This is a genomic window from Streptococcus pseudopneumoniae, assembly GCF_001076775.1.
Classification (GTDB): domain Bacteria; phylum Bacillota; class Bacilli; order Lactobacillales; family Streptococcaceae; genus Streptococcus; species Streptococcus pseudopneumoniae_G.
In genome coordinates this window covers 1-13,151 of the sequence record NZ_JVGV01000020.1, presented here as the reverse complement: position 1 = coordinate 13,151, position 13,151 = coordinate 1, and the positions used below count along the sequence as shown (strand labels likewise).

General features: G+C 42.6%; 18 protein-coding genes and 1 pseudogene. All 19 read left to right on the top strand.

Going from position 1 to position 13,151, the window contains the following annotated elements:
* Positions 1-4: 4 nt before the first annotated feature.
* Positions 5-238 carry a hypothetical protein gene (locus tag ADJ60_RS05325; RefSeq protein ID WP_049543887.1) on the top strand — a complete coding sequence of 78 codons (234 nt, stop codon included), beginning with the start codon at positions 5-7 and terminating at the stop codon, positions 236-238.
* A 2-nt stretch (positions 239-240) separates the two neighbouring features.
* The gene (locus ADJ60_RS05320; protein WP_033686234.1) at positions 241-492 is read left to right on the top strand and encodes a phage head-tail connector protein; all 252 of its coding nucleotides are present in this window, start codon (positions 241-243) and stop codon (positions 490-492) included.
* A gap of 3 nt (positions 493-495) precedes the next feature.
* Positions 496-798, top strand: coding sequence for a phage head closure protein (locus tag ADJ60_RS05315; protein WP_033686235.1), 303 nt, complete (start codon positions 496-498; stop codon positions 796-798).
* Positions 795-1,154: an HK97 gp10 family phage protein gene (locus ADJ60_RS05310; RefSeq protein WP_049543884.1), complete on the top strand. Its 360-nt coding sequence runs from the start codon at positions 795-797 to the stop codon at positions 1,152-1,154. Before ADJ60_RS05315 ends, ADJ60_RS05310 begins: the two co-directional genes overlap by 4 nt.
* The gene (locus tag ADJ60_RS05305; RefSeq protein ID WP_049543883.1) at positions 1,151-1,474 is read left to right on the top strand and encodes a hypothetical protein; all 324 of its coding nucleotides are present in this window, start codon (positions 1,151-1,153) and stop codon (positions 1,472-1,474) included. The genes ADJ60_RS05310 and ADJ60_RS05305 overlap by 4 nt, the downstream gene beginning before the upstream one ends.
* Before the next feature lie 11 nt (positions 1,475-1,485).
* Positions 1,486-2,067, top strand: coding sequence for a major tail protein (locus ADJ60_RS05300; RefSeq protein WP_049543881.1), 582 nt, complete (start codon positions 1,486-1,488; stop codon positions 2,065-2,067).
* A gap of 10 nt (positions 2,068-2,077) precedes the next feature.
* Positions 2,078-2,497 carry a hypothetical protein gene (locus tag ADJ60_RS05295; protein WP_049543879.1) on the top strand — a complete coding sequence of 140 codons (420 nt, stop codon included), beginning with the start codon at positions 2,078-2,080 and terminating at the stop codon, positions 2,495-2,497.
* Positions 2,498-2,773: 276 nt separating this feature from the next.
* Positions 2,774-5,590 carry a TMP repeat protein gene (locus ADJ60_RS05290; RefSeq protein WP_049543877.1) on the top strand — a complete coding sequence of 939 codons (2,817 nt, stop codon included), beginning with the start codon at positions 2,774-2,776 and terminating at the stop codon, positions 5,588-5,590.
* Positions 5,587-6,309 (top strand): phage tail protein, encoded by a 723-nt coding sequence (locus ADJ60_RS05285; RefSeq protein WP_049543875.1) that lies wholly within the window; start codon positions 5,587-5,589, stop codon positions 6,307-6,309. The genes ADJ60_RS05290 and ADJ60_RS05285 overlap by 4 nt, the downstream gene beginning before the upstream one ends.
* Positions 6,309-8,147 carry a phage tail spike protein gene (locus ADJ60_RS05280; protein WP_053092738.1) on the top strand — a complete coding sequence of 613 codons (1,839 nt, stop codon included), beginning with the start codon at positions 6,309-6,311 and terminating at the stop codon, positions 8,145-8,147. The genes ADJ60_RS05285 and ADJ60_RS05280 overlap by 1 nt, the downstream gene beginning before the upstream one ends.
* Positions 8,144-8,923, top strand: a complete 780-nt coding sequence (locus ADJ60_RS11845) for a collagen-like protein (RefSeq protein ID WP_053092737.1) — start codon at positions 8,144-8,146, stop codon at positions 8,921-8,923. The genes ADJ60_RS05280 and ADJ60_RS11845 overlap by 4 nt, the downstream gene beginning before the upstream one ends.
* An 8-nt stretch (positions 8,924-8,931) precedes the next feature.
* Positions 8,932-9,303 carry a hypothetical protein gene (locus ADJ60_RS05270; protein ID WP_049543873.1) on the top strand — a complete coding sequence of 124 codons (372 nt, stop codon included), beginning with the start codon at positions 8,932-8,934 and terminating at the stop codon, positions 9,301-9,303.
* A gap of 3 nt (positions 9,304-9,306) precedes the next feature.
* Positions 9,307-10,758, top strand: coding sequence for a gp58-like family protein (locus ADJ60_RS10785; protein WP_053092736.1), 1,452 nt, complete (start codon positions 9,307-9,309; stop codon positions 10,756-10,758).
* Positions 10,751-10,954, top strand: a complete 204-nt coding sequence (locus ADJ60_RS05260; RefSeq protein WP_049543871.1) for a hypothetical protein — start codon at positions 10,751-10,753, stop codon at positions 10,952-10,954. Before ADJ60_RS10785 ends, ADJ60_RS05260 begins: the two co-directional genes overlap by 8 nt.
* A complete protein-coding gene (locus tag ADJ60_RS05255; RefSeq protein ID WP_049543869.1) occupies positions 10,954-11,664 on the top strand; it encodes a hypothetical protein in 711 nt (236 codons plus the stop codon). Before ADJ60_RS05260 ends, ADJ60_RS05255 begins: the two co-directional genes overlap by 1 nt.
* Positions 11,665-11,678: 14 nt before the next feature.
* Positions 11,679-11,957 carry a DUF7365 family protein gene (locus ADJ60_RS05250; protein ID WP_000807223.1) on the top strand — a complete coding sequence of 93 codons (279 nt, stop codon included), beginning with the start codon at positions 11,679-11,681 and terminating at the stop codon, positions 11,955-11,957.
* Positions 11,958-11,971: 14 nt separating this feature from the next.
* Positions 11,972-12,451 (top strand): hypothetical protein, encoded by a 480-nt coding sequence (locus ADJ60_RS05245; protein WP_049543867.1) that lies wholly within the window; start codon positions 11,972-11,974, stop codon positions 12,449-12,451.
* 6 nt (positions 12,452-12,457) lie between these two features.
* The gene (locus ADJ60_RS05240; protein ID WP_049543865.1) at positions 12,458-12,778 is read left to right on the top strand and encodes a hypothetical protein; all 321 of its coding nucleotides are present in this window, start codon (positions 12,458-12,460) and stop codon (positions 12,776-12,778) included.
* A gap of 4 nt (positions 12,779-12,782) precedes the next feature.
* A pseudogene (locus ADJ60_RS05235) lies at positions 12,783-13,151 on the top strand (hypothetical protein); the annotation flags it as partial.

Genomic DNA, 13,151 nt, shown 5'->3' with positions numbered 1-13,151 from the left:
GCTGATGGCTTATCAAGTAATCCGTCCTTTTAAGGATTTGAGAGACCCTCAACAATATGAATATCAAATCGGGGATATTTATCCCCGAACAGGATATAAGAGCACCAAGGCCTTCATTCAAGAGTTGTTAGATGGGTCAAATAGTGCAGGATCTATTTTCTTGACTAAAATCGATGATTCCGATATTTCCGAAGGAGAAACAGAACCTCAAGAACCTGAAGAGGAAGAAGAGGAGTAGTTATGGACAATGCTCAATTATTAGAATTACTAAAACTAAAATTGGGTATAGCAACAAATCTACGTGATAAGCCTTTGAATAAAATCATCGAAGCTGTCATAACTGAACTGGAAGATAATTTGGGAGTTTCGCTTGAATCAGAAAACGCTGAACACCAAATGTTTGTAGTTGATTTTGCAGCCTTTCGCTATGAGGGTGGAGTGGATATGCCACGCCACCTTTTATGGCGGTTGCATAATTTGAAATTGAGGTGAGTCATGGCATGGAACAATGAGATTACATTGATCTCAAGGGTTAAAACAGGATTAGATAAATTGCACCAGCCTTTATTTGAGGAAAAGCGATTGACTATTTTGTGTCGTAAGCGTTCCATAACTCGTTCTGAATTTTATCAGGCTAGCCAGGTTGGACTTAGACCAAGCCTTATCCTTGATATTCATAGCTTTGAGTATAACAACGAGGAAGAAGCGGAATTTAATGGGAAACGGTATCGTATTCTCAAGACATTTCCGATTGGTTTAGAAATTCTGGAGCTGACCTTGATGGAGGAATTGCCATGAGTGTAACAGGTGACCTTTCAGCAGAAATCGCTAAAGCACTGAGCGAATATTCTAGTGAGTTAGAAGATGAGATTGACGCTATCGCACAAGAGTTAGGTGATGAAGCTGTTGTGACTTTGAAGGTGACAAGTCCAAAGAATAAAGGGAAGTATGCGAGAGGATGGCGCCTCAAGAAAAACGCCAAAGGCTCATACGTAATCCATAATGCTACAAGCTACCAATTGACACACCTGCTTGAAAATGACCATGTCTTAAGAAATGGAGGACGCAGTCGTGCTATCCCTCACATCAAACCTGTAGAAGAAAAGCTAATCAATTCCTTTGAACGGAAAGTAAAGGAGGCTATCCAAAAATGAAATTATCTGACCTTGTCGATATTCTAAGTCAAGCGAATCTACCTATAGCCTATCGTGCGTTTGAAAATGGACACGTTCCTCAAACACCTTACCTTATCTACTTTGAATCACATCCAGATATCAAGAGAGCAGACGACGAACAGAAATACCAGATTAAATCTGTGACTGTAGAGCTTATCTTTGAACGTAAAGACGAAGATTTGGAAGAATCCTTGGAAGAGTTGTTGTCTAAACATCAACTTGTTTTTGAGGTATCAGAAGAAAGCTATATCCCAACAGAAAGGCTATCTGTCAAGCCTTATACTGTTTATTTGTACTAAAGGAGAAGAAGATGACAAAAACAGAAAATACAGTAACCTATGGATTGAAAAACGTGCATATCGCACCAATCGAAAGTATCAACAGTGATACAAAAGTCATTAGCTACGGGCAAATTTTCCGTTTCCCTGGAGCTATGAACTTGGAGTTAGAGCCAAAAGGAGAATCGAAAGCAATCCAAGCAGACGACGTGGACTACCACTTCATGAACTCAAATGAAGGGTATGAAGGAAAATTGAAAGTACCGCATATCACGGAAGAGTTTGCGACGAAAATCCTAGGAGAAATCAAGGACGAACAAACAGGAGTATTGACTGAAAAAGGCGATGCTTCCACTAAACCGTTTGCAATTATGTTTGAATTTTCAGGAGATAAAAATAAGACTCGTTACGTTATCTACTACTGCTCTGCTAGTCGTCCATCAAACGGCTCTGGTACTAAGAGTGGAACAACTGTCAATGAACGCGAACTTAGCTTTAAGGGTTCACCACGTCCGCTTGATAGCGTCGTGAAACGTTCTATTACGTCAGCTGACAAAAAAGAAGTGTATGACGCTTGGTTTACTAGCGTTTACGAACCAACATCTCTAGGATAAGGAGTAAAGAATGCGTCGAAGTATTAAAATCAGCAACAAGCGCTATGAGCTTGCAACAAATGCCTATACTCCAATCGCTTACAAAAACGAGTTTGGGCAGGATTTTTTCAAGGACCTTTTGGGACTTTTGAAAAATAAACAATTAGTAGCTCAATTGAATCAATTGGAAAAAGGTAATGATTTGGTAGCGGAAAGCGTCGATTTATCTCTTCTAGAAGATTTCGATATTACCTTTTTCTATCGTCTATTTTGGGTATTCGCTAAATCTGGCAATCCTAAAATTAAACCGTTTGATGATTTCTTTATGGAGATGGAAGAATTTCCTCTTGACGAAGTTTGTCCGCTAATGATGGAAATGTTGAATACGGTACTGCAAACAAAAAAGAAACAGACACATCAGAAACAGCAAGCGAAGAAGCCTTCACGGTAGAATCTTATCTATCTTGTTGCAAGGAAACTGGCTTATCTATCGATGATCTCAAGCACATTTCCATTGGGATGGCGTTAGATTATCAGACAGATTATGTCAATTTGCGTAGCGAAAATAAAACGGGTAGTCGGAAGGCCACCCAAGCTGATTTTGATGCATTTTAGAGAAAAAGTGAGTGCTGAGAGAGCGATTGTGAGGACAAGTTCCTTTAGTTGGCTAGTGTTCTGGTCATAGAAAACCTCTCAGCGCTCCTTATTTTTAAGGAAAGGAGGAAATATGGCAGGAAATATCAAAGGGATAAAAATTGAAATCGATGGCGATACTCAGCCCTTACAAAAAGCGTTAAAAGGTGTCAATCAAGAGTCTGCCAACGCAACAAAAGAGCTGAAACAAATTGATAATGCTTTAAAGTTTGATACTGGGAATGTTACCTTACTAACCCAAAAACAAGAAGTCTTACAGAAGCAAGTGGGAACCACTCGGGAAAAGCTAGAAACCTTAAGACAAGCTCAATCTCAAGTTGAAGAACAGTTCAAAAAAGGAGATATTGGCGCAGACCAGTATCGTGCTTTCCAGCGTGAAGTAGAAGTAACTCAAAATATCCTAAAAGGATATGAGGGAAAACTAGCTAGTGTCAATCAGGCTCTTGAGGGTAATGGGAGTGCAACCAAGAATAACCAAACCCAACTGAAAGAATTGCAGAATGAGCAAAAACTACTTGCCAGCGAATCTGAAAAAGTAGTTAGTTCGTTTAAGCTGCAAGAAAGCCAGATGGGTGCCAACGCTAGTGAAGCTGACAAGTTGGCATTGGCTGAAAAGAAGATTGGCGCACAGTCTGAAATCGTTGCTCGCCAAATTGAAAACCTTGAGAAGCAATTAGAAATCACTAAAAAAGAATATGGTGAAAACTCCGCTGAAGCTAACAAGATGGAAGCGGAGCTGAATCAGGCTAAGACAGCATTCAATCATCTCAACGATGAGATGAAGGGGACTAAGTCTGTAGCAGATAGCGCACAAGAAAGCTTGGGGGAGATAGCTAAAGCTGCAAGAGCTGAACTACTCCAACAGTTTAGCGAGAAATTGGGTGATATTTCAGAAAAACTTGTTGACGTTGGGAAAGAAGCTATTGAAGCAGCTGCTTCAATGCAAGCAAGTAATGCCCAATTTAGTACAGTTTTTGGGGATATGGAAGGTCAAGCTAGAGAGGCTCTTAATAATATTGGTAAAGAAATGTCTATTGTACCAGAACGATTACAAGGAAGCTTTACCCAAATGGCCTCCTTTGCCAAAACATCTGGTCTAGACACAGCTCAAGCCTTAGATTTATCTACTAGGGCAACTAAGGCGGCGGCAGATGGTGCTGCTTTTTATGATAAATCTATTGAAAGTGTTACTGAGAGCCTTCAATCATTTCTTAAAGGAAATTTTGCCAACGATGCGGCTTTGGGGATATCTGCAACAGAAACAACTCGTAATGCGGCAGCAAATAAACTGTACGGCAAGTCATTTAAGGATTTGAGCGAAGCGCAAAAGCAATTAACTTTGCTTCAAATGGTTGAAGACGGGAATGAACTTTCTGGGGCACTTGGTCAAGCTGCAAGAGAATCTGACGGCTTAGAAAACGTCATGGGGAATCTAAAACAATCTGGAACTAATGCCTTGGCTGCATTAGGTCAACCTCTTTTGGAAATGTTGATTCCTGTTTTTCAAGCTTTAGGAAACATCATAAAAGGTGTAGCAGATTGGTTTGGTACTTTGCCTGGCCCGATTAAAGAATTTGTTGTCATTCTAGGGACAGTTGTTACTGCTGTAGGAGTTTTAGCGCCTATATTCTTTTCTCTGCAAGCTATATTTACAACGTCGATAGGGGCAATGATCACTGCCGCTTTACCAATCATTGGGACAGCAGCTGCAATAGCGGCCGCAGTGGCAGCGGTCGTTGTCATTTTAAAATACTTATGGGAAACGAATGAAGGATTTCGTAACGCCGTCACAGTTGTGTGGGAGGCTATTTCATCTGTCATCAATACTGTTGTAGGTGAAATTTCAAATTTCATCATGAGTATTTTTGGCACTGTCGTAACGTGGTGGACTGAAAACCAAGAGCTAATCCGTTCTATTACGGACGCAGTCTGGACTGGCATTTCCGCTATCATTAGCGCTGTTATGACTGTTATAGGTCCTCTTATAGAGGGAGAGTGGAATAATATTCAGATTATCACCTCTACAGTTTGGGAAGTGATTAAAACGGTAGTTGAGACAGCTATTAACGTTGTTTTGGGTATTATCAAGGCAGTGATGCAGATCATCACTGGTGACTGGTCGGGCGCTTGGGAAACCATCAAGAGTGTTGGAGAAACAATCTGGAATGGGATTGCAAGTGTCATTGGGACTATCTTTAATGGCATAGCGCAGGTATTGTCTAACATCTGGAATACTATCTCAACGGTTGCTTCAACTGTTTGGAATGGTATCAAATCCACTCTTTCAGGAATATTTGATGGTATTTCAAGTTCGGTCTCAAGTGTCTTTAACGGTATAAGAGATACGATTAGCAATATCTGGAATAGTATTCAATCAACCGCAAGTAGCATTTGGAACGGTATTAAAGATACAATCGGCAATGCTATTAACGGAGCTAAGGATTTAGTTGGTAGTGCAATTGAAGCTATTAAGGGATTCTTTAACTTTGAATTTAGATGGCCTCATATTCCTGTCCCACATTTTCGTATTACTGGATCTACCAATCCTTTTGACTGGTTAAGCGGAGGGTTGCCAAGTATTGATGTAAAATGGTTCGCCAAGGGCGGTATCTTGACCAAGCCGACTGTTTTCGGTTCAAATGGAAATAGTTTAATGGCTGGTGGAGAGGCTGGAAACGAAGCTGTCTTACCACTGAACGAACGAACCTTGGGAGCTATCGGTCGTGGAATCGCTCAAACAATGGGAGGTCTGTCTCCTGTTATCAATGTCAGCATTAGTGGAAACAACATCAGTGAAGAGATGGATATCAACCGTATTGCTGACGTTGTCGCTCAAAAAATTGCGGATGAGTTACAGCGGAAAACACAACTTAGAGGAGGAATCGTATGATCAAACATAATGAACTGGTGATTGATGGTGTAGCAACCTCCTCTTTTCCTTTTGATGTGATTGTAGAAGAAGCTCCATCCATTGTGATTGCCAATAGCAAGACAAAACTATGGGAGCATGATGGGATCAGCGGAGCCATCCTACAAACTAATCATCATAGAGGGATGGTTGAGAAATCCTACACGCTTCACTTAGTCAAGCCAAAAGAGGAGGACTTGAACCGTTTTCTGGCTCTCTTTGCAAGAGAAAACTTTTGGCTTGAAAGTGAACGTGTCAAGACCACAAAAATGTGGTGTTACAAGGTAAAGATTTCCGAGACTACTAGAAATCGTGCAGGGTACTATGCGCTTAAAGTCACATTTGAGTGTCACCCTACAAAATTTTTCAAAGCTACGGACAATCAAACCTTTTCAAGAAGTGGAACTTTAAGAGCTAAGGGCTCTGCTTTGGCTTTTCCGACAATTACCTTAACTGGTCAGAGTACGACTGAGGTTAGTTTCACAGTGGATAGGCAGGTTATCCGCTTAGAAAGACTGTCTGGAAAAGCTATCATGGTAAATAACCCTAACAATCCTAGTTTCTTGGACGGAACAGGTTCCAGAATTAAGTGGACAGGGGATTTTATCACGATTGACCCAATCAAAAAACAAGATGTTGGGATTGTCTTAGGTGCTGGTATCAGTTCCATGACGATTGAGACAGTTTGGGGGTGGGCGTAATGCTATATTTGCTTGAAAGTGATACTCGTAACGTTAAATGGAACGGTATTCCACTGCATGAAGCGACTTCAGCTATCATAAAAGAGCAAATGAACGGGGATTTTACCCTTACTGTTCGCTATCCTATCACCGACTCTGAGATTTATCAACTTTTCCGTGAGGATATGTTGATTAAGGCACCAGCGCCTGTGCTTGGTCCGCAGTTGTTCCGTATCAAGAAACCAGTAGAGAATGATGATCATTTAGAAATAACTGCTTACCATATCACTGATGACGTTATGCAGCGGTCTATCAATCCTCTGTCTGTCAACAAGCAGAGTTGCTGGCAGGCTCTTTCTCAGTTGGTACAAGTCGCTAAGTCTCCTATCAACGATTTTTCATTTACAAGTGATATCACAGACAGGAGAACCATAAACACAAAAGAAGTAGAAACACTCTACAGCGTGTTGATGGATGGCGCTCATTCAATTGTTGGGACATGGGAAGGAGAGATGGTTCGGGATAATTTTGCTATCTCAATTAAGCGAAACCGAGGAGAGGACAGAGGTGTTATTATCTCTACCCACAAAAACCTTAAATCCTATCAACGAACCAAAAACTCACAAAATGTTGTTACTCGGATCCATGCTAAGTCTACATTTAAGGCAGAGGGAGCTAAGGAAGACACAACGATTGCCATAACGGTTGATAGCCCGTTGATTGGCGCTTACCCTTACATCAACGAAAGAAGTTATACAAATAACAACATTCAAACCGTTGAGGAGTTGACAAAGTGGGCTAGTGCTAAATTTACTAACGAACACATAGATAAGGCTACAGATGCCATTAAGATTGAAGCCTACGAGCTTGATGGCCAGACTGTTCATATGGGTGATACAGTTAACCTGAAAAGTTATAAGCACAATGTGGACGTTTATAAGAAAGCCATTGCCTACGAGTATGACTGTTTGGCAAACAATGGACAGGGTGCCTATCTAACCATTACCTTTGATGACAAAGTAAAATCAGGGGGAAATAGTGGTGGAGTGTCAGCAGTAGCAAACGCAATCTTGGACAAGCAAGAAACAAAATTTGACATCATGCTGGAGCGTGCGATCGCCAACGCTGACCGTGCGTTTGATGCTGAATTTGCCAAGCATGAGAAAGCTATCACGGATGCCATCGAGCAATACAAGGCTAAGGCTGAAGAATTTGGCGCTAAAATCCACGAGGAAATGGAGAAAGAGCGTCCTGAGTTCGTGAAGCTAATCCGTGAGGAATTGATGAGTGGTGCGGACTCAATCGCTGAATTAAGCAAGAAACTGGAGCAGGTCAGTGAGACTGCAAGGGTCAATGCAAGTCTGATTGGTGGCGACGGGAACACCCAGTACAATAAGAACCGTCTTAATGGTGGCACGGCTAAGAAAATTAGTTATGGAACGGATTTTGTTGAGGTCGGTCATAATGGAGACGGTTTTGAGGTTGGTAAGCAGTATGTCATCAGTTGGTCAGCAACCTGCACGCCATATGGTAAGACAGATGTGACTGTGGTAGTCAATAAGCCTACGTTCTATGGTGGCCACGTTCATCTTGCGCCTGCTAATTCAGTCATGCCAGTGATTGAGAAAGACCTTGTCCAAAAAGAGGAGAAGATCCTAGCAGTTTACTACGGTGCCTATCGTCTGACATTCTCAGGGGACTGGTATCAGAATGTAGAGCAGTCTGTGACGGTTGACAATCAGACAACACGGATTGAACTAGCGCCAGTCTATAAGACGGTTGTTGATGGACAAAATGCTAGATATGACGGAAGTTGGAACCAAAATCCAACTTTTATTTTTGACGGAGGTAAAACATGACAGAGACAATCCCAGTGAGGGTACAACACAAGCGTATGTCAGCGAGCGACTGGGCAAGTAGCACTCTGGTCTTACTTGATGGCGAGTTAGGCATTGAGAGTGATACAGGCAAGGTCAAGGTCGGAAATGGCCGTGACCGTTTCTCAGCCCTGCAGTATCTAACAGGTCCCAAAGGAGACCGTGGAGAAACAGGACCAGCAGGACCACAAGGAGCGGACGGTGTCATGCGATTCGAGGACCTGACAAGCCAGCAGAGGGAAGGTTTGCGAGGCGATAACGGTCATAGCTTAAATGCGAATGTTCGTATCGAAGGGTCTTACAGAAACGGTGCGACCAGCCAGTTAAACCTGATTGCAGATGTCTACTATGACGGAACACGGTTAACTAGTGGATATACGGTTGATTATTACTACAGAGGGTTTGGGAATAATAACTGGCAAAGTTTGCTGAGCCAAACGCCTGATGCCAATGGAAAGTTTGGCCAGTGGAATGCTTCTCAGCGTTCAGGAGGCTGGCTTGAGGTCTACATCGTTGTAACGTACAACGGAATCAAAGCAGCTGCTAGTACACGACTTGATAATGTTAGCGACGGTGCAACAGGTCCAGTTGGTGCACGAGGTGCTGATGGCGCTAGAGGAGCAGATGGAGCGCCTGGTCAAAATATCATCAACCAGAACGGTGGGCAACCAATGAAATATTGGTCTGGTACAAGGTCTCAATATGACGCGATTCCTAACAAGGATAGTAATACTATCTACGATATTTTTAGTCAATAGGAGGTAGTATGGCTAGAGAAGGAATTTACGTTGGTAGCAGGGAAGTTGTTCAGCGTTATGTAGGAACTCAGTTAGTCTGGGAGAAAAGAATACGAGTTTTAGAACTTTTTGGCAAAAGAGTCCTTACCTCTCCTGCTTACGGAGAGAATGTAATGCATATCTATGATTATACATTTGGTTTCAGTAACAATTCGATTGACGAAGTTCGGTTCATTGGCAAAACTGAATCAAATGTTATTCCAGTAACACTAGAACGAGGGTATGGAGAAAACCATATTAAAGCTCGTTTTAGAAATAATGAGGACTTTGAGAAAGCAAAAAGGGAATTTAATTCATCAAATGGAGATGTTTATATGAGCTTTTACTCAACATGGAGGTGACAAATGGATATTACCATTCAAAATGTTCGTTCGCCTGCTCTTGAGCATAACGGACGGTATTATAAGGTCTTTCAGCCACGGACACGAGATGAACTGCTGAAGCTTCATCACATGGGCTGTGTGGGAGACACGGTGCTGACGGATATCCAGCTGGAGCAGGGAGATTTTCCTACTAGTTTTGTGGAGCCTACCGTCACGCAACGTACCTTGTCAGGTCTCTTCAAGGATATGCGTTCTATTGAACTGGAATTAACAGACCCGAACAGCACTCTCTGGGGCAAAATCCAGCAGAATAATAAAGGGGCGCTGACCCAGTTCTTTGATGAGAATGTCAAGAGCGCTATCGCTCAGACTGCTAAAGAAATCAGGCAGGAAGTGCGAGACGCTGCTAACAGTGCTAGGGTTCAAGTTACGCCTGAAGGAGTGACCATCGGCTCTACTACTTTGACTGGCGAGCAGTTAGCCTCTACCATTTCCGCAAGTCCTAGAGGGGTGGATATCATCGCTCCACGGGTTCGAGTGAAATCCGACATGATTGTTGATGGTGCGGTGACTGCTGGGAAGTTAGCAGCTGGGTCTGTGACTGCAGATACGATTAAAGCAGGTGCCATCACAGGCGATAAAATCAGCGTAGATGATGCCTTAATCAAGAATCTGACAGCTAGAGATGCCTTGATTGACAAGCTGACATCTAAGGAAATCTTCACAACTAAAATTGAATCTGTCGTATCTAGCTCAACCTTCTTACAAGCCTATCAAGGCGAAATTGGAGGTTTCACCTTGGGTCAGTTTGACAATGGAGGTGGACGCTGGATTTCTGGTGTTAATCAATTCTCAGTTGGTATGGGGAATGGTGCTGGTTATGGTACTAAGACAGCTTTCTGGGCAAATTGGGGCGGTAACTGGAATCAAGCAGGACCGAACTCTTGGCATGTGGATACAGATGGACAGATGTATTGTAAGAATACAGTTAGTTTTTATGGGAAAGTTGACTTTTCTGGCTCTACAAACGTTAATTTCTACAGCAAGATTAATGTTGCCAAAGGTATCTGGACAGGAAACGCAGATATTTATGGCGCTGGATCAAATCCAGCAGGAGGTGATAACGCCGTTTGTTGGTGGAATCAGATTACTACGGCAAAATGGCGCGGATACGCAGGTATCACTTCAAGCTCAGATAAGCGACTTAAAGAAAATATTAAAGAGAGTCCAGTTAATGCCTTGGATAAAATTCAAGCATTGAACATGGTCTCTTTTGATTTCATCGAGAGCCAGAAATATGAAGAGATTGGTTTGATTGCGCAGGAAGCCCAGAAGGTAGTCCCTGAAGCAATTGAAATAGATGAAACAACATCTTATCTGTCTATCAACTATTCAAAATTCATACCCTACTTGCTGAAGGCTGTCCAAGAACTAGACCAGAAAATCAAAGAAATGGAGAACATACATGGATAATCACACAATCGACATGCTAGTCGCTGAGTCGCTCGTCAACCGTTTAGCTGATAGCGAATTGAATCGTGCGCATTTAGAGGCACGCTATACGCTGACTTTAGCAGAATTACAGGCCTTTAAGGCGGTGCTGGAATATGACCCAGCGCTTAAAGAACTGTTCGAAGAAACACAAGTCAAAATGAAAGGAACTAACTAATGAATTACGAAGTAGCAATTAAACCATATCTTAAAGGCGCAGAAAACACAACAGTTGTCGCAATCAAGATGGAAAACAACGGACGCTATTCTTACGAGCAAGTAGAACTTCACGGTGACCATACACAAGATAATGAAGCGACTTTGGTTCAAGCAGTGCTAGACCATATCCGTACAGAACTTGACCCAACAAATGCCATCGTGCAAACACAAGCAAAATTGCAAGAAGCAGAACAGAAACTGGCTCAAACTGAAGCGAAACAGACGGCTACAGACCAAGAAGTTAAGCATAACAAAGCCGAAACAGACCGCTATGGGAAAATCATCCATGCGGTCGTTTTAAATGCAGTAGCAGGCAAGACAATCGCTTATGGAACTAACTACAAAGAGTTGGTAGAGTTGATTCCACTTGCTGAAGTTGGTAAACGCTATATGGCACATGACTTGATTACCATTGAAGACCCAGCTCATGTTGAGGTAGATGGAGAAGGTAAACGTATCTTGGTTCAGTTGAATAAGGAATTCACTTACAACGGTGAACCAGTCAGCGACTTTGCCCGAAATGGTCGTCTTGAACTCGACGGAACAGGGGCAGCATGGAAGTACGAGCCTCAAGAAACGACTGTTGCACCAGCAACTACAGTTTCTACGACAGCTACCGTAACTCCAACAGTAACGGAACCTTCTGCTACAACAGTTACACCTAACTAATAATGGAGGTGACTATGGCAGAATTTGAACGTTTAATTGTCCAAATTTTCCTCTCTCTGATTCCTGTCATCGGACTTTATTTCTCAATGAAAGACCGAGCGACCAAACAAGAGAATCGTCTCACGGTTTTAGAGAAAGATATCGAGAATCTGAACGAATTTAAAAGATCTGCAAACAAACGACTAGATAACCATGACGAACAGAACAAGGCTATCTTAGTTCTTGCAGAACAAGTTAAGTCGTTAGGTGAAGATGTCAGAGAGTTGAAAACGTTGATTCAGAGCAAAAGCTAAGAAAGGGGCGCAGAATGGTCTGTAATCTCAATACGACCAATCTCGCACAAGTGGATGGCGGTTCCCTCATCAAGCAGGGTGATGTAGCTTCTACCTTTGGATTTGTCCTTTTAGACGAAGACTATCGAGCCGTCTCCTCTCTGGAAGGGGAGGTGGCGGTCGTCAGTCTGACCATGGACAAGCACCAGTGGAAGAAGAAGGTGACTGTCACAAACTCAAGCGTGAATTTTAATCTGGATGCTATCTTGCCTGTTGGGAAATATCGGTTAGAGATTAGCGCTGGCGGATATATTTTTCCAAGCGATAAGGCTACGCATATCAAGATAGTAGCTTCAGATAAAGAATTGGTCACAGAGGAAGTCCATGCTCTAAAAGAGCTGGATATCGCAGAAGAAGTTAAGAAGCAACTTGCAGGGAAGACTGTAGGTGGTGACGGTACAGTAAGTCAGGAATTTCCGGACTTAGTGAAATTTTATAATTTAGGAAAGGTATGATAAATTATGGATACAAGTAAATTGATCGCGTTTGCGGAAGCCTTGGGGGCGGATAACAAGATAATTATGCAGTTACTCGCTACGAAGGTTGACATAACTGCACTAACGCAAGCCATTGAACAGGCTAAAACCGCAGTGAAAGCTGAGATTTTAGGCGATGGAGTGCCTGAAAATCTTGACACACTGAAAGAGATTGCTACGATGATTTCAGGTATGAGTGGGGATACTGAAGCAGCAGTCGTGAAAAAACTAGCTGACCTTGGTACACGACTTGACTCTTTTGCTAATGTTGACTTAGTGTCGACATACAACGCAGCGAAAGCGTGATAGCATGAACAACTTAGAGGAATTTGCTCAAGCTGTCGGCCGTGATGTAAAGGTGCTGAACCAAAGGCCTGAACCAAGGCTGACCCTGACAGGAAATACCCTCGGCATTGTCGGGGGTAATAATGTCACTCTACCGCTACCAGATAATGTAGGGCAAGAAATCCGTGGTACAGGCTCACCAGAAGGTCGTATCACTGCCGAAATCGGGACGACCTATGTCGACGTCAATGTGACGAATGGCGCCCTGAAATGGATAAAAGAGAGTGGAAATGGTAATACGGGCTGGCGTGTTCTAATCGGCGATACTGGCTGGAGAACGTTAAACAGTGTCTCTAGAGCAGGCAACTCGTTCATTAAAATCAGACGAGTAAAC